This window comes from Burkholderia sp. 3C, from assembly GCF_054589155.1.
In genome coordinates, this window is the sequence record NZ_BAAILN010000155.1 from 117,170 (window position 1) to 135,067 (window position 17,898).

Annotated in this window: 5 protein-coding genes; all 5 read right to left on the reverse strand. The window is 68.3% G+C overall.

What is annotated here, in order from left to right; translation table 11 throughout:
• The coding region (locus tag ACYP33_RS33090) for an amino acid adenylation domain-containing protein (protein ID WP_459625358.1) at nucleotides 1–3,474 on the reverse strand (3,474 nt) is incomplete at its 3' end.
• An 8-nt stretch (nucleotides 3,475–3,482) separates the two neighbouring features.
• On the reverse strand, nucleotides 3,483–11,954 hold the full coding sequence (locus ACYP33_RS33095) for an amino acid adenylation domain-containing protein (protein WP_459625359.1): 8,472 nt from the start codon (nucleotides 11,952–11,954) through the stop codon (nucleotides 3,483–3,485).
• A 100-nt stretch (nucleotides 11,955–12,054) separates the two neighbouring features.
• Nucleotides 12,055–13,119: a YqcI/YcgG family protein gene (locus tag ACYP33_RS33100; protein ID WP_414447726.1), complete on the reverse strand. Its 1,065-nt coding sequence runs from the start codon at nucleotides 13,117–13,119 to the stop codon at nucleotides 12,055–12,057.
• A 93-nt stretch (nucleotides 13,120–13,212) separates the two neighbouring features.
• Entirely contained in the window at nucleotides 13,213–14,655 is a 1,443-nt protein-coding gene (locus tag ACYP33_RS33105; RefSeq protein ID WP_414441819.1) for a cupin domain-containing protein, read from the reverse strand.
• A 542-nt stretch (nucleotides 14,656–15,197) separates the two neighbouring features.
• Nucleotides 15,198–17,411 (reverse strand): TonB-dependent siderophore receptor, encoded by a 2,214-nt coding sequence (locus ACYP33_RS33110; RefSeq protein ID WP_459625360.1) that lies wholly within the window; start codon nucleotides 17,409–17,411, stop codon nucleotides 15,198–15,200.
• Between the last annotated feature and the right edge of the window lie 487 nt (nucleotides 17,412–17,898).

Here is a 17,898-nt window from a genome sequence, read left to right on the forward strand (position 1 = left end):
CAGCGCCGGATGCGCAGCCGCCACAGCGTGCAAGGCCTGGTCGAGACGCGCCGCATCGGGCGCGGTGTCGAGATGCAGCAGCACCGATTGGTTCCAGTGATTCCGGTTCGCCAGCGGCTGCGCGAGGAACCATGCCTGCACCGGCATCAGTGCGACCGGCGCGCCGTCGGCGATGGCGGCGGCTTCCTCGGCCTCGTCGGCAGCGGCGCGTTGCGCATCCGCATCGCGGCCGTCCACCGGCTGCGCGACGGCCGCGAGTTCGGCGATCGTCGCTTGCTCGAAGATTTGACGCGCGGTCAGCACGTAGCCGGCTTGCCGGGCGCGCGCGACGATCTGCAAGGCCAGGATCGAATCGCCGCCCAGTTCGAAGAAATCATCGCGGCGGCCGACGCGCGCGCCGCGCAGCAGCGCGGACCAGATCGCGGCCAATTGCGCTTCCACACCGTCTTGCGGCGCTTCGTAGTTCGCAGCGGATTCCGTGTCGGCTTCGGGCAACGGCAGCGCGCGACGGTCCACCTTGCCGTTCGGGTTCAGCGGCAATGCCGCCAAAGCGAGGATGCGCCACGGCACCATATAGTCGGGCAAGCGTGCGGCCAGTGCGGTGCGCAAGTTGGCCGTATCAGGTTGGTCGCCCGTCACGTAAGCGACAAGACGGCCTTCATGCGCGATCACCACCGCCTCGCGCACAGCCGCGTCCGCAGTCAATGCCGCTTCGATTTCACCAAGCTCGATGCGCAGGCCGCGAATCTTGACTTGATGGTCGATCCGACCGAGGTAATCGATGGCGCCATCGGTGCGCCAGCGCGCGAGATCGCCCGTGCGATACAGGCGCGCGCCCGGAGCGTCCGCAAACGGATCGGGCACGAAGCGGTCAGCCGTCAAATCGGGGCGGCCCAGATACCCGCGCGCAAGGCCCGCACCGCCTAGATATAACTCACCAGGCACACCAGGCGGCACCGGATTCAGCCGCGCGTCGAGCACCCACGTTTGCGTCGCTGCAATCGGGCGGCCGATCGGCACCGGGCGGCCAGCTTCGTCGATGCAGGTCCAGGCCGTCACGTCGATGGCCGCTTCGGTCGGGCCATACAGGTTGTGCAGCGCCACACCCGGAAGCACCGCCGCCGTACGCGCGCTCAGATCGGCAGGCAATGCCTCGCCGCTGCAAACGATGCGCTTGAGCGTCACGCCGCAGGAAGCCGCCGCGTCGCTCGCCATGAACGCCTGCAACATCGACGGCACGAAATGCAGCGTCGTGACGCGATGCGCGACGATCGTCTGCGCGAGTTCGGCCGGATCGCGATGCGCCCCCGGCACGGCAATCGCCAAACGTGCGCCCACCATCAACGGCCAGAAGAATTCCCAGACGGATACGTCAAAGCTGAACGGCGTTTTCTGCAACACCGTTTCGCCGCGTTGCAGGCCGTATTCGCGCTGCATCCAGATCAGGCGATTTGAGAGGCCGTCGTGGCTGTTGCCGACGCCCTTCGGCCGCCCGGTCGAACCGGACGTGAAGATCACATAGGCCAGGTTCGTGCCGTGCAGCTTGACGTCCGGATTCGTGGCCGGAAGCGACGAACCCGCCGACAGATCGAGCGTTTCCAGATCGACGCGCTCGACGTGTTCACACCCCGGCAGCGCCACATCACGTTGCGCGAGCAACAACGCAATGCCGCTGTCGTCGATCATCGCGGCAATCCGATCGGCCGGGTAAGACGGATCGAGCGGCACATACGCCGCGCCCGCCTTCATGATCCCGTACAGCGCAATCACCAGTTCCAGCGACCGCTCGGCCGAAACGCCGACACGCGATTCCGCACCCACGCCACGCGAACGCAGCCAATGCGCCAGACGATTCGCGCGATCATTCAGTTCTGCGTACGTCAGTGCGTCAGAACCAAAAACCAGCGCCTCGTCATCGGGATGCGCCGCTGCATGACGCTCGAACGCATGAAACACCGGCTCGATCTCGTCGTACTGCGTACGATTGCGGCTCCACGCATCGAGCGTCGCGCGCTCGGCTTCGCCGGTCAGCGCGATATCGGCGATCCGCGCCGTCAACGGCCCTTGCGCGATGGCCTCGACGCAGCGCAGATAATGCGCGGCGAATCGCTCGATCGTCGCCGCATCGAACAACTCTCGCGCGTAGGTCCATTCAATCGTGATCGCCCCATCCACCGCTTCCTGCGTGTTGAGCATCAGCTCGAACTGCGCCATCGTGGTCGGCAGCGGATGCGGCTCGATATGCAGCCCCGGCAGCGTGTCGAGCATGCGCCAGTCGCGGCGCTGGTGATTGAACATCACCTGGAACAGCGGGCTGTGGCTCAGGCTGCGCTCGGGGCGCAGCGCTTCCACGAGCGCGTCGAACGGCAATTCCTGATGCGCCTGCGCGCCCACCGTCGTATCACGCAAGCGGCCGAGCAGATCGCCGAGCGTCTCGTTGCCGTCGAAGCTCGCGCGCATCACCTGCGTGTTGACGAAAAAGCCGATCAGGCCTTCCGTCTCGACGCGGTTGCGGTTCGCCACCGGCACGCCCACGCGAATGTCGTCCTGCCCCGTGTAACGATGCAGCAGCGCCTGGAACGCGGTCAGCAGCAGCACGAACGGCGTGACCGACTGCTGCTGCGCGCAGGCCCTGATTGCCTGCGACAGCGACGGAGGCAGGTCCAGCGCATGGCGCCCGGCCGTGTAGTCGCCGTGCGAATTGCGCAGGCCGTCCATCGGCAGCGCCAGCACCGGATGCGAATCGCCGAGCGTCGCCTTCCAGTAAGCCAATTGCCGCTCGCGCTCGCCCACTTCGAGCCAGTCGCGCTGCCATGCGGCGTAGTCGGCGTACTGGATCGGCAACGCGGCCAACTGCGCCGGCTCGCCAAGCACGCGCGCGCGGTAAAGCGCCACCAGTTCACCGAGCAGCACCTGCACCGACCAACCATCCGACACGATGTGATGCATCGACACAGCCAGCAGATGTCGCCCCTCGCCTGCGTCCCGATACAGCGCCGCGCGCAGCAACGGGCCGGCCGACAGGTCGAACGGTTCGTCGGCCAACGCACGCGCGGCCGCTTCGAGCGCATCGCTCGCCACCGTTTCCTCGCGCCAGTCGATCGAGGCGGCTTCATCGACGAAGGCCTCGACCTCGCCGGCTGCATTCGCAACGAAGCGCGTGCGCAGCACCGCATGACGCGCGACGATCGCCGCGAACGCCTCGCGCAGCGCCGCGCCGTCCACCTCGCCCGTCAGCCACAGGCCGCCCGACACGTGATACGCGCGGCTCGCCGGCGACAGTTGCGCGAGCACCCATTGACGCCGCTGCGCGTACGACACCGGCACCGCGTGAGTCTCGCGCGAGCGCGGCAGGATCGGGAACTGCGCGACGCTCACGCCTTCCGCCTGCATCTTTTCCCAGAACAGACGGCGCTTGTCGGGCGTCAGGTCGATGAAGCGGGCGGCGATGCGGGCGGCCGTGGTCTTGTCCATGAATGCGTTCAAAGCGTGTCCATAAAGAGATCGAGGCTGTTCAGGGCGTCCGTGCCCTGCTGCGCGTCGCGGCCGCGTGCGATGGCCTCGGCCTGCGCGGCGAGCGTGCGCGCGTCGAACAACTCCGCAAGCGGCAGGCTCGCGCCGAAGTCCAGGCCGATCCGCGCGTTCAGGCGCACGACCAGCAGCGAATGGCCGCCCAGCTCGAAGAAATCGTCGTGCCGCCCGACCCGCGACACGCCGAGCAACGCGGCCCAGATCGCGGCCAGTTCGGTTTCCGCGCCGTCTTGCGGCGCTTCGTAGTTCGCGGCGGCTTCCGTGTCGGTTTCCGGTAGCGGCAGCGCGCGACGGTCCACCTTGCCGTTCGGGTTCAGCGGCAATGCCGCCAAAGCGAGGATGCGCCACGGCACCATATAGTCGGGCAAGCGTGCGGCCAGTGCGGTGCGCAAGGCGGCGACGTCGGGTTGATCGCCCGTCACGTAGGCGACGAGACGGCCTTCATGCGCAATGACGACCGCCTCGCGCACAGCCGCGTCCGCAGTCAACGCCGATTCGATTTCACCAAGCTCGATGCGCAGGCCGCGGATCTTGACTTGATGGTCGATTCGACCGAGGTAGTCGATAGCGCCATCGGTGCGCCAGCGCGCGAGATCGCCCGTGCGATACAGGCGTGCGCCCGGAGCGTCCGCAAACGGATCGGGGACGAAACGATCGGCCGTCAAATCGGGGCGGCCCAGATAACCGCGTGCAAGGCCCGCGCCACCGAGATACAACTCGCCGGGCACGCCGGGCGGCACCGGATTCAGCCGCGCATCGAGCACCCAAGTTTGCGTCGCCGCAATCGGACGGCCGATCGGCACCGGGCGGCCAGCTTCGTCGATGCAGGTCCACGCCGTGACGTCGATGGCCGCTTCGGTCGGGCCGTACAGGTTATGCAGCGCCACGCTCGGCAGCACAGCCGCCGTACGCGCGCTCAGATCGGCAGGCAAGGCCTCGCCGCTGCAAATGATGCGCTTGAGCGTCGCGCCGCAGGAAGCCGCAGCGTCGCTCGCCATGAACGCTTGCAACATCGACGGCACGAAATGCAGCGTCGTGACGCGATGCGCGACGATCGTCTGTGCGAGTTCGGCCGGATCGCGATGCGCCCCCGGTGCCGCAATTGCCAGACGTGCGCCCACCATCAACGGCCAGAAGAATTCCCAGACAGATACGTCGAAGCTGAACGGTGTTTTCTGCAACACCGTTTCGCCGCGTTGCAGGCCGTATTCGCGCTGCATCCAGATCAGGCGATTTGAGAGGCCGTCGTGGCTGTTGCCGACGCCCTTCGGCCGCCCGGTCGAACCGGACGTGAAGATCACATAGGCCAGGTTCGTGCCGTGCAGCTTGACGTTCGGATTCGTAGCCGGAAGCGACGAACCCGCCGACAGATCGAGCGTTTCCAGATCGACGCGCTCGACGTGTTCACACACCGGCAGCGCCACATCACGCTGCGCGAGCAACAACGCAATGCCGCTGTCGTCGATCATCGCGGCAATCCGGTCGGCCGGATAAGACGGATCGAGCGGCACATACGCTGCGCCGGCCTTCATGATCGCGTAGAGCGCAATCACCAACTCCAGCGACCGCTCGGCCGAAACGCCGACGCGCGACTCCGCACCCACACCACGCGACCGCAGCCAATGCGCCAGGCGGTTCGCCCGATCATTCAGTTCTGCATAAGTCAGCGCGTTCGAACCAAAAACCAGCGCCTCGTCATCGGGATGCGCCGCCGCATGACGCTCGAACGCATGAAACACCGGCTCGATCTCGTCATACCGCGTACGATTCCGGCTCCACGCATCGAGCGTCGCGCGCTCGGCCTCGTCGGTCAGCGCGAGATCGGCCACACGCGTCGCGAAACCCGACACCACGGCCTCGACGCAGCGGCGGTAATGGGCGGCGAACCGCGCAATGGTCGCCTCGTCGAACAACTCCCGCGCATAGCTGAACTCGAAGCTCACCGCGCCGTCCGCTTCCTCGCGCGTATCGAGCATCAACTCGAACTGCGCGGCCGGTGCGGGCAACCGGCACGGCTCGATCGACAGGCCGGGCAAGCCGTCCAGCACGCGCCAATCGCGTCGCTGATGATTGAACATCACCTGGAACAGCGGGCTGTGACTCAGGCTGCGCTCGGGGCGCAACGCTTCCACGAGCACGTCGAACGGCAGATCCTGGTGCGCTTGCGCGCCGGCCGTCGCATCGCGCAACCGGCCGAGCAGATCGCCGAGCGTCTCGCCGCCGTCGAAGCGCGCACGCATCACCTGCGTATTGACGAAGAAGCCGATCAGGCCGGCCGTCTCGACGCGATGGCGGTTCGCCACCGGCACACCGACGCGAATATCGTCCTGCCCCGTGTAACGATGCAGCAAGGCCTGGAACGCGGCCAGCAGCAGCATGAACGGCGTGGCCGAATGCTGCTGCGCGCAAGCCTTGACGGCCTGCGACAGCGACGCCGGCAAGTTCACCGCATAACGCCCGGCCGTGTAGCCGCCCTGCGCGTTGCGCACGCCGTCCATCGGCAACGCCAGCACCGGATGCGAATCGCCGAGCGTCGCCTTCCAGTAGGCCAGTTGCCGCTCGCGCTCGCCGGCGGCCAGCCAGTCGCGCTGCCACACGGCGTAGTCGGCGTACTGAATCGGCAACGCGGCCAACTGCGCCGCCTCGCCGAGCACGCGCGCGCGGTAATGCGCCACCAGTTCTTCGAGCAGCACCTGAACGGACCAGCCGTCGGACACGATGTGATGCATCGACACGGCCAGCAGATGCCGTCCCTCGCCAGCGTTCCGGTACAGCGCGGCGCGCAGCAGCGGGCCGGCCGACAGGTCGAACGGTTCGTCGGCCAGTGCGCGCGCGGCGGTTTCGAGCGCATCGTTCGCCGCTGTTGCTTCGCGCCAGTCGATCGACACCGCGTCGTCGACATGCGCCTCCACCTCGCCCGCCGCATTGGCGACGAAGCGCGTGCGCAGCACTGCATGACGCGCGACGATCGCCGCGAACCCGTCACGCAGCGCCGCGCCGTCCACCTCGCCCGTCAACCACAGGCCGCCCGAGACGTGATACGCACGGCTCGCCGGGGCCAGTTGCCAGAGGAACCACAAACGTTGCTGCGCAAACGAAGCGAGCGAGCGCGAACGCGCGGCGGCAGGCAGGCTCGGAATCGGCGACAACTCGGCCGATGCGTCCGCCACCGATGCCGAACCGGAAACCGGCGCGTCGGCCAGCTTCGCAGGCGCAGGCGCAACCGCCGCCTTCGCCGCCGATTTCTCGGCCAGTTGCGCCAGTGTCAGACGCTGGAACAACTGCTTCGGCGTGATCGTGATGCCGAGCTTGCGCGCCTTCGCGACGACCTTCAGCCCGAGCAGCGAATCGCCGCCCACTTCGAAGAAATTGCAATCGCGGCCGATGCGCGCCAGTTCGATGCCGATCACATCGGCCCAGATCGCCGCGATGGCCTGTTCGGTTTCGCCGCGCGGTGCGTCGGCGGTTTGGACTTCGGCTTCGGCCGACGAGCCTTCCGGAGATTCTCCCGAAGCCGGAGCGGCTGACGTAACCGACTGCGCCAGCCAATCCCCGAGCCGCGCACGCAGCGCCGCCCGGTCGAGCTTGCCGTTCGCATTGAGTGGCAGCGCGTCAAGCGCGATCGATTCGGCCGGCACCATGTAATCGGGCAGCAGCCGCGCCGCCGCCTCGCGCAGCGCGGCGGCTTCCGGGCCGCCCGCGACGAACGCGGCCAGCCGCGTGCCGGCCGGCGTTTCATAGGCCAGCACGGCCGCGCCGCGCACGCCGTCGAGGGTCGTCAGCACGCGCTCGACCTCGGCCGGCTCGACGCGGTAGCCGCGCACCTTGACCTGATCGTCCGCGCGGCCGCGATAGTCGAGCAGACCGTCCGCGCCGAGGCGCGCCAGGTCGCCGGTACGGTACAGCCGCTCGCCGGCCAGGAACGGATCGGGCACGAAACGCTCGGCAGTCAGCCCCGCGCGACCGTGATAGCCGCGCGCCACGCCGGGGCCGCCGACGTAGAGTTCGCCGTCCTCGCCATCGGCCACCGGGTTCATGGCCGCATCGAGCAGATGCAGGCGCATGCCGGGCAGCGCGCGGCCGAGCGGCAGGTCGCGATCGGTTGCCGCACCGGCAGGCCAGGCGTGCATGGCGACGCCCACGGTGGTTTCGGTCGGGCCGTAGTGATTGAACACGCGGCAGTGCGGCGCCAGCGCGGCGACGCGCGCCAGCAGCGCGGCCGGGGTGCGCTCGCCGCCGACGATCAGCGCGTCGGCCGGCAGCACCTGCGCCGCTTGCGCGGCGGACAGCAACGCGGCCAGATGGCTCGGCACGATCTTCAGGACCCCGACGCGATGCGCGGCCATGTAGGCGGCGAACGCATCGGGCTGGAACACCAGATCGGGCGCGATCAGATGCAGCGTGCGGCCCGAGGCCAGCGCGCCGAACAGCGTCGTGTGGCCGAGGTCGGCCGCGGGCGTGGACACCATCGCGAACGACGATGCCGGCTGCGCATCGAGCGTGGCGAGCATGCCGGCCACGTAGTTGCCGAGCGCGCGATGCGTGATCACCACGCCCTTCGGCTCGCCGGTCGAACCCGACGTGTAGATCATGTAGGCCGAGCGATCGGCTTGATGTTGATGCGTACGCGGCAGGCTCGCAGTGGCGACGGTAGCGAGCGGTACGGCCTCGTAACGCAGCGCCATCGGCACGGCGGCAGCCAGAGCGAGCCCATCCGGCAAGGCCACCGCATGCAGCAGCAACGCCGCGCCGCTGTCGGCCAGTTGCGCCGACAGGCGCGCGGCCGGCGCGCGCGGGTCGAGCGGCAGCCAGGTCGCGCCGGCCTTCAGCACGGCCAGCATGGCCAGCACATGCTCGACCGAACGCTCGGCCAGCACGGCGACGCGCGCCTCGGGGGCGATCCCCTGCGCGACGAGCCGTGCAGCCAGCGCATCGGCGGCCGCGTCGAGCGCGGCGTAGCTCACGTGCCGCTCGCCATCGGCCAGCGCGATCTGCGCGCCATCGCGCGCCACGCTCGCCGTCCACCGTGCGAGAAACCCGCCGTCGGCGGCGGCATCGGCCTGCGCCGCCGCCTCGGCCAGCACGCCGGCCAGCGGCGCGTCGGGTTCGGCCGCGAGCTTCGCCGCGAACGCCGTGAAGCACGCGCTCAGGCGAGCCACGGCGGCGGCGTCGAACACCGCGTCGTCATAGGCCAGCAGGCAGTCGATCGCGTCGCCGCGATCGGTGAAATCGAGCGCGAGATCGAAGTGCGGCGTGTCGTTGAGCAGCACGCGCAGTTGCGCGTCAAGCGGTGCGAAACCGTGCGTGTCGAACGGCCGCTGCTCGGTCAGCTTGACCTGGAACAGCGCTTCGTCGCCGGTGACGCGGTTCGGCAGCAGCGCGCTCATCAGCCGGTCGAACGGCACGTCCTGATGTTCGTGCGCGGCCAGCACCGTCTCGCGCGCGGCATCGATCAGCGCCGCGAAGCCGCGCGCCGGGTCGATTCGCGTGCGCAGCACCTGCACGTTGATGAAATAGCCGATCAGCGCATGCGCTTCGGGGCGCGCGCGGCGCGACACCGGCGCGCCGACGCGGATGTCGTCGCGGCCGCTGGCCTCGTGCAGCACCGCGTTCAGCACGGCCAGCATCGCCATGAACGGCGTGGCATGACGCTCGGCCGCGAGCCGCCGCAGCGCCGCCGCCGTCTCGCGCGGCAGCGTAAACGTCACGCCGCGCTGGGCGCCAAGCGTTGCGCGCTCGCGCGGGAACAGCCGCGCGGCGGCGGCCGGATCGCCGTCGGCGGAGAGTTGCCTGCGCCAGTAATCGAGTTGACGCGCGATCGCGTCGTCGCCGAGCGCGGCGCGCTCCCAGGCGATGTAGTCGGTGTATTGCCAGGCCGGGGCAAGCGTCGGCGCCGCCCCGCCCGTGCGCGCCGCGTAGGCACGCGCCAGGGCGTCGAGCAGCACGTTGACGGACCAGCCGTCGGCCACGATGTGATGCAGCGCGATCAGCAAGCGATGCGAATCGTCAGCGGTGCGAACCAGATGCGCGCGCAGCAGCGGCCCGGTTTCGAGATCGAACGGCGCGTGCGCGACCTCGCGCGTCAGGCGTTCGAGCGCGGCGGCCTGCGCGCCGGCTTCGAGCGTATCGAGCGCGGTCAGCGGCAGCGCGTGCGCGCGCTGTGCATCGACGATCTGCAACGCCTCGCCCTCGTCGCCCAGTTCGAAGCGCACGCGCAGCACGTCGTGCGCGGCTACCACGTCGTCGAGCGCGAGTTGCAGCGCGGCGGCATCGAGCACGCCGTCGAGGCGCAATTCACCGCTCATGTTGTAGGCCGCGCTCGACGGCTCGTGCAGCCAGGTCAGCCACAGGCTGCGCTGCGCGTCGGAGGCCACTGCCACGCGGCGCGCAGCGGCGTCGAGCGGAGCGAACGAGGCCAATGCCGCCAGCGATTGCGCGCCGCCGGAAGCGAGACGCTCGTCGATACGCGCGGCCGCTGCCCGCAGCGTCGGCGCGGTGAACACGTCGCGCGCCGAATAGTCGATCGCCCAGCGCGCCTGCACGGCCGCCGCGACCTGCACGGCGGCCAGCGAATTGCCGCCGAACGCGAAGAAGCTGGCGGCCGGATCGGGCGCAGCGGGCAGCGACGGCAGCGCCTCGCGCCACAACCCGGCCAGTTCCCGCTCGAGTTCGGAGCAAGCCGCACCGCGTTCGGCCGCAGCCGGTCCATCGGAATCGTCCCGCTGCCCGTGCACGAGATACGCGTAGGCATCAAGCGAACGCGCCTGCCAGCCGCGCACGCACGCGGCGCGCTGCACCTTGCCGCTCGACGTCTTCGGCAGGCCGCCCGGATTGAGCAGCACCACCACGGCGGCCGGCTCGCCGCAGGCTTGCGCCACGGCCTCGGTCAGCGCGGCGGCGATCGCCTCGGGCGCGGCCAGCTTCTGCATGTTGCGCGACACTTCCGCCGCGACGCCAATGCCTTCCTGGCCGTTCACCTCGACCGCGAACGCCGCCACGCGGCCACGCCGCACCAGCTCCACGTCGCGCTCGATCGCGAGTTCGAGATCCTGCGGATACAGGTTGCGGCCACGCACGATCAGCAGATCCTTGATGCGCCCGGCCACGAACAGTTCGCCGTCGTGCACGAAACCGAGATCGCCGGTGCGCAGCCAGGTCGCGCCGTCGCGCTCCACGAACGAGGCGGCCGTCGCGTCGGCGCGCCGCCAGTAGCCGGCGGCCACGCTCGGCCCGTGCACCAGGATCTCGCCGATGCCGCCGTCGTCCAGCACCGCGCCGCTGGCGCGATCGACGATGGCGATCGTGTGATGGCTCGGCGCGCGCCCGCACGACACGAGTGCAACGCCGGACCCATCGGCCACCGCGCGCCCGCGTTCGAGCGCCTCGGCATCGAAGCCCGGCGCGCGCGCACCACGCCCGCGCCCGACACCGCTGACGTACAGCGTCGCCTCGGCCAGCCCGTAGCACGGAAACAGCGCGTCGGCGTCGAACCGTTGCGGCGCGAAGCGTTCGACGAACGCATCGAGCGTGGCCTTGCGCACCGGCTCGGAGCCGGAGAACGCGAGCCGCCAGCTCGACAGATCGAGCGCGGCGCGCGCCTCGTCGCCCACGCGGTCGGCGCACAGCCGGTACGAGAAATCGGGGCCGCCGGAGATCGTGCCGCGATGGCGCGCGATCGCCTCCAGCCAGCGCACCGGCCGCTCCAGGAAGAACTGCGGCGACATCAGCACCAGCGCAATCCCGCTGTAGACCGGTTGCGACAGCGTGCCGATCAGGCCCATGTCGTGATAAAGCGGCAGCCAACTGACGAACACGTCCTCGGCCGTCACGCCGAGCCCTTCGCAGATCGCCACTTCGTTGGCCCACAGGCTGCCGTGCGTGACCATCACGCCCTTCGGCGTGGAGGTCGAACCGGACGTGTACTGCAGGAACGCGATGTCGGACGGCGCGGCACGATGCGGCGCGAAACCGGCCGCATCCACGGCGCCGTGATCGAGCGCATCCATCTCGATGCACGCGGCGTTCGGGGCGATCTGCGCGAACGCGTCGCCGAGCTTGGCCGACAGCGCGGCGGTGGTCACCACGAACGCCGCATCGGCATCGGCGGCGATCGCGGCGAGCCGCGCCAGATGCTGGCCGCGCAACGATTCGGGCGGATAGACGGGCACCGCGATCGCGCCCGCGTAGAGGCAGCCGAAGAACGCGGCCACGTAGTCGATGCCGCTGTCCATCGCGAGCAACACGCGCGCGGCCTGGCCGCCCGCGCCGCGCTCGCGCAGCAGGACGGCCAGCGCCGTGGCGCGCCGGTCGAGCGCCGCGTAGTCGTAGCGCGTGTCGCCTTGCGCATCGACCGCCACCAGCGCGGTGTCCGCGGCTCGCTGCGCCGCCAGCGCGCGCAACCGTTCGATCATGTTCTCTGCCATTTCCCTACCTCGCCCTGCTGTCTTTCTCCGCCGCATCGCGGGCGGCGTTTCCGGGCACCGTGGCGCCCGGCCCTCGTGATCGCTTCGGCACCGCGGTGCGTCAGTCCTCGCCGTACTCGTGGCGATCGCGCTTGACCGGCGGCACCGCGTGCGGCTCCTTGCCGTGCCACGACGCCGGATGCGGCGCATACGGGTTCTCGGTCGAGACGATCCGGTGCTGCTGCCAGTGGCGCGCGCCGGCCGAGTCGGCGGCGGCCGGCTTCGACTGCACCACCACCGGCTCGACATGACGCTTCGGCGCGTAGTCGCCGGCGTTCAGCACGTCGCGCGGCTCGGCCCCGAACGCGGCCTGGGCCGCCTCGGCGTTCTGTTTCTGGCGTTTCAGGAACGGGCAGCGATCGTCGGCGGCCACGTTGGCGTCGTCGAGGAAGTACTGCTTCCATTCGAGGTTGCCCGGGTCGCCGTAGAAGCCGAGATCCGGGTGGGCCGGGATTTCGTCCCAGGTTTCGAGGCGCTTGCGCACCTGGTTGCGCGCCTCGCGGCCGATCACCTTGTTGGTGATGGTGTCGACGAACACGCTGCGCGGCTGGAACAGCAGCACCATGCCCGGGCCGAGGTTGCGGCTGTGGCGCGTGCGGAACGACGGGCACGCGCACACCACGAAGCACTCCACGCCCGCGAACGAGAATTCCCAGTCGCCATCGGACGGCGGCGGTTGCTGGTCGGCCTTCGGATCGGGATCGACGTCGTGCAGATGCTGGAGGATCTGCCAGAAATGCGTGTGATAGTCGTCGTGCGAGAGCGGCGCGGCATCCGGTTCGAAGAACACCGCAATATTGTTCTTGCGATACTCGGGGCGCAGCGCGAGTTCGGCGAAGGTCTGCATGGTGGCCGGCAGGTCGGCGATGTTCTTGCCGTTCACGAACGAATAGAACATCTCGCCGCGCTTCTCGGCGATGGTGCCGAAGAAGCACGGATACTCGGGGTGCATCACGCTCTCGCGCAGCGTCGCGTACGACGCGTCGAGCCACGCGGGCGGGTTCGCGGCGGCGCCGAGCGCACGGCCGTTGATGATGCGGCTCTTCCAGTCGCCCGGATCAAAGCCTTCGCCGGGCGCCGCATCGGCTTGCGCCAACAGGTTGACCTTTTCCTCGGTTGAACTCATTTCATATCCTTGTTCGTCGCCAGCGCGGGCGAGCGTGCCGGGCCGCGCGGAATGCGCGGCCCACCAGTCAAAGCAGGTTCCTGCCGGCGGAACTCAGGCGGACGCGCCCGCGTTCGCCTTCGCCTCGAGTTCGGCGACCAGCGCCTGAACCCAGTCGTCCGGAATGATCGGCTGGTGATACGTGCACTCGCCCGACAGCACGGTCGAACCGTGCAGGCGGCCGTCGGGAATCAGCACCTTGTCGCCCACGTTCATCTTCAACTGCATGCCCACATTGCCCCAGAACAGCATCTGGCCTTCCTCGATGGTCACGAGGCGGTGATCGTTGTGGACGTGCGTGGTCGAGCACATCTCGAACGGCTCGACGAAGGTTTCGCGGTCGATGCCCGGGCATTCGACGTCGATGCGGTCGCTGATTCGGTGTGCGAACTTGATGTAGTGGCGGATCGACGACAGCCACAGCAACTGCTCGCCGAGATCCCAGCGCGCCCGCTCGCACAGGCGCTCGGCCGCGGCCACGCCCTGCACCGCCTGCGCATAGGCGGGCTGGCCGTATTGGCCGGCAATCGTTTGCAGCGCTTCCTGGAAGCGTGCCACCAGCGCGTCGGTGCGGCGCTCGAACTCGCCCGGCTCGCGGCCGGCCGGCGCCAGATGCGCGCAGGCGCGCTCCAGCGCGGCGCCGAACGCCAGCCATTCGGCTTCGGCCGCGTAGGCCGCGCCCACCAGGCCGAACGCGCGATCCGGGCGGCGGCCCAGCGCGTACAGCAGGTTGGCCTTGGCGGTGCTGGTCGGCAGATAGAACTGCCAGTACGCATGCTGCTGGCGCGTCACGCCCACCGAGGCGGCGATCTTTTCGAGCAGCGCATCCGACGGCAGGTCGCCGTGCAGTTGCGGGCGCAGCGCCTCGGGCAGCATGTCGAGGAAGCCGCTCGCCGTGGCGCGAGCCAGCGCGCGGCGCTTCGACGGCGCGAGCGCCCAGCGCTGCACTGTGATGAAGCGCAGGCCTTCCTGCAGATAGTCGTTGCGCATCAGGCGGGCGAACGATTCGGTCCAGAACGCCGTTTCCTCGTCGATCAGGCGCTTCAGGCGCGCGGCAGCGGCAGCCGGCTCGGCCTCGACGGCCTGATCCTGCGACAGGTATTCGAACGCATAGGCTTCGAGGAACGGGGCGATCTGCGCGCCGAACACCTGCACGTCGTCGCCATAGAAGCCGCTGAAGTGCTGCCATTCGTCGATGTCGGCGCTGCGCGGCAGGCGCGCCACGCCCAGTTCGTAGATCGACAGCAGCGTGCGGCCCGAGGCCAGCGCCGGCAGGCGGCTCACGTTGTGCTGGCGCACCGGCTTCTGGAACTTCAGGAATTCGAAATCTTCCGGACGCAGCGGGCGTCGGTGGAAATCGTCTTCCAGCAGCAGCTCGCTGACATGCGCGCTGCGGAATGCGTGCGCGGCGGAGAACTGCTTGATCAGTTCAACGTAGCGTTCGCTCTGGCCGGCGAACGGCGAGAAATCAAATAGCAAAGGCATGGCTTGCGACATGGCGAAAGTTCCTGTGAAGAGTTCTCGGAAGCACGCGGCCCGGCTGCGAGGCCGGAGCGTGCGAGAAAAGGCCGGCAGCACCGGCTCGGAGCGTCGCGTACGGCGACGCGGCGCCGGTGCAAACGCGCAGGCAGCGCGACGGCGATGCCGGCGGCGCGCTGAAATCGGACACCCGGCACGGAACGGCCAGGCAGGTTGGACGGACGGCATTCGACATCGTCATGCTTACGTCAGCGACATTCATCGTTCCCTCCATGACGCGTTCGCGGCGGCGCCCAGGCATCGGAGCGCGACCACGCGAGTCAGCTGCACAACGCGGCTTCGGCCCGAAGCGAGTCGTACGCGGGTAATTTATATAAATACAATGCAAATCGGAATGATTCGCATTAATTGTTTCAGTTTCACGACCACACCGTGACCGCCGCTGTCACACATGTCCTCTGCTCCGGCATGCGCTCCCGGCCGGGGCCGGGTATCGAGCCGGGGCGCGCGGAACGCCCCGGTTCGTCAGGTGCGGCGGGACCGGCCCGCCGCGTGGTTCGTCAGAAGTCCGAACGAACCGTCAGCATCACGTTGCGGGTATCGCCGAACACGCTGTAGAAATTGCCCGGCGGACGCAGGTAGTACTGGCGATTGAAGATGTTGTTCAACGCGAGCGACGCTTCGAGGTGCTTGTTGAAGCGATAGCCGACCTGCGCATTGAAGACCGTGTAGCCGCCCTGCACCACGCCGCGCGTGGTCTGCGTCTGCGCCAGCATGCCGCCGCCGACCGAGAAGCCGCGCAAGGTGCCGGCCGTGAACGAGTACTTGGTCCACAGCTTGAACAGGTGCTTCGGATCGGTGCCTTCCGACAGGTCGGCCGCCGCGTTCTCGTAGCTCGCATTCAGGTACGTGTAGCCCGCGTAGATGTTCCAGTTCTCGATCGGCTGGCCCGTCACCTCGAACTCGAAGCCCTGGTCGCGCACCTTGCCGGCCGGGATCGAGAACGTCGGGTTGGCCGGATCGGCCACCGCGCGGTTGTTGTCCTGGATGCGGAACAACGCGGCGGTGGTCGACAGGCGGCCGCCGAGGAAGCTGTTCTTCACGCCGATTTCATACTGATCGCCGGTACGCGGCGGCACCACGCTGCTGTCGGCTTCGATCGCGGTTTGCGCGGCCAGGAACTTCGAGTAGCTCGCGTAGACGGTGGTCGACGGCGTGATGTCCCACACCAGGCCCACCGACGGCAGGAAGCGGTGATCGAGGTTGACGTTGGTCTTCCAGTCGGCCACGGTCGGCAGGATCGACTGCGAGCGCTGTTCGAAGAACGCCTCGCGCGCGCCCAGCACCAGCGTGACCGGATCGAGCAGCTTGATGCGCGCCTGCGTGTAGAAGCCGTACTGAACCTGGCGCGTGTTGGTGCCGAACGTGAACGGCACGTTGACCTTGCCGATCACGTTCGGGTCGTACAGGCTGAACGTGCCGAGCGGGCCGGGGCCGACCAGCGATTTGTTGCCGCTGTACGCCGTTTCCGACATCACCGAGTAGTTCGCACCGACCGTCAGCGTGTGGGTCCGGCCGAACGCCTCGATCGGGCCGGTCACGTTGGTGTCGGCGCCGAACCAGTCGTAGGTGTTCTGCTGGCGGCGCTCGGTGTAGCGCGCGATGCCGGGGGCCAGGGCGCCCGGGCCGCTGTCGGCCTCGTCCGCCTTGGTGAATTCGTGACGATAGAACAGCGTCGTCTGCGATTTCCAGCCGTTCGCGAAGCTGTGCACCAGGTTGCCGTTCACTTCCTGCAGCGAGGTGTAGCCGTAGTTCCAGTCCGGCGCGAAGTTCTGCGAGTACGAGCTCGGCACGCGGCCAAACGGTGCGGTGGCGGTCGCGCTGCGGAACAGGCCCGATGCGCCGTAATCGAAGCCGGTGTTGGTGTTGACCTGGTAGCCGGCCGACAGCGACAGCGTGGTGCGCGGGGTGATGTCCCAGTCGATCGCGCCGTAGCCGGTCACTTCCTTCTTGCGCGCGCGGTCGATCGAGCCGTGCATGTCGCTGCCGATCAGCACGGCGCGGCCGCGCACGGTGCCTTCCTTGTTCAGCGCGCCGGTCACGTCGATCATCTGGCGGGCGCCGCCGAACGAGCTGATCTGGGTTTCGGTGCTGAGGTGGAATTCCTTCTGCGGGCGCTTGCGCACCAGGTTCACGGTGCCGCCCGGCTCGCCGTTGCCGTCGAGCACGCCGTTCGGACCACGAATCAATTCGACGCGGTCGTAAATGCCCAGGTCAAACTGCTGCAGATATTCAAGACCACTGACGATCGACACGCCGTCGAATTCGATGCCGAGCTGCGTGCCGCGCGAGTGGTAGTAGGCCGTGCCGTCGCCGTATTCGATCGCGCTCACGCCCGTCATGTAGCGCAGCGCGTCCTGGATCGTCGTCATGTTCTGATCGTTCATCCGTTCGCGCGTCAGCACCGACACCGAGGCGGGAATCTCCTTGACCGGCGTGGCCGAACGGCTGCCGACGGTGGCCGCGCGGGTCGCGTACGAGCCGCTGTCCTCGGTCGTCGCATCGGGCGCGGCCTTCACGTGCACGGTCGGCAGCGCGGCGGACGCTGCCTGCGGTGCGGAAGCGGCCGCCTGCGCGTGCGCCGCGCCAGCCCATGCCGCGCATAGCGCGATCGCGACCGGCGTCAACCGGATCACCCCTGCCTGTCGATACGAAACGCGCTTCCCGCGCCGCCAGCCGTCCATCGAGATTCCCATTTGTTGACTACGCTCCATGTGTTGTGTCCGTCCGCCGTGGTTCGATCTGACGACTCGGCGGCCGTTTGTAAGCGTCACCGGATGCGGTCGACATGACGCTCGCGACATGCCGAAATCCTGGTGATCACACGCTGGCGACACACACCTCCCCGCGCCAGAATGCGAGTCGGAATATTACCGATAACGATTCTCATTTGCAATTCATTTGCGCACTGTTCCCATTCATGCGTCGTATTCATGGGAACGGGGGTGACAGAACGGGCAATCGCGTGTCGATCAAGGCTGTCTCGAAGCTTTCGAAAGCGACGCGAAGGCGTCGAAACAGGTGCTTGCGCAGCACGAATGTGGCGTGCCGATGACAGCCGTTCGCAATTGCATCGGATGACGAAGCAATTGAAAAAATCGCCTGACCGTCAGGATGCCGAAGCAGTGAAAATGCGCGGAGAAATCGATAGGAAAAGAACCGTCAAGGCGGCGCTGGCGGCCGCTTCGACGGCCCGCCAGC

What these genes read in the sequence shown, in the direction of transcription:
- ACYP33_RS33095 (WP_459625359.1), bottom strand. Translation starts at nt 11,954, where the DNA reads ATGGCAGAGAACATGATCGAACGGTTGCGCGCGCTGGCGGCGCAGCGA.
- ACYP33_RS33100 (WP_414447726.1), bottom strand. Translation starts at nt 13,119, where the DNA reads ATGAGTTCAACCGAGGAAAAGGTCAACCTGTTGGCGCAAGCCGATGCG.
- ACYP33_RS33105 (WP_414441819.1), bottom strand. Translation starts at nt 14,655, where the DNA reads ATGTCGCAAGCCATGCCTTTGCTATTTGATTTCTCGCCGTTCGCCGGC.
- ACYP33_RS33110 (WP_459625360.1), bottom strand. Translation starts at nt 17,411, where the DNA reads ATGGAGCGTAGTCAACAAATGGGAATCTCGATGGACGGCTGGCGGCGC.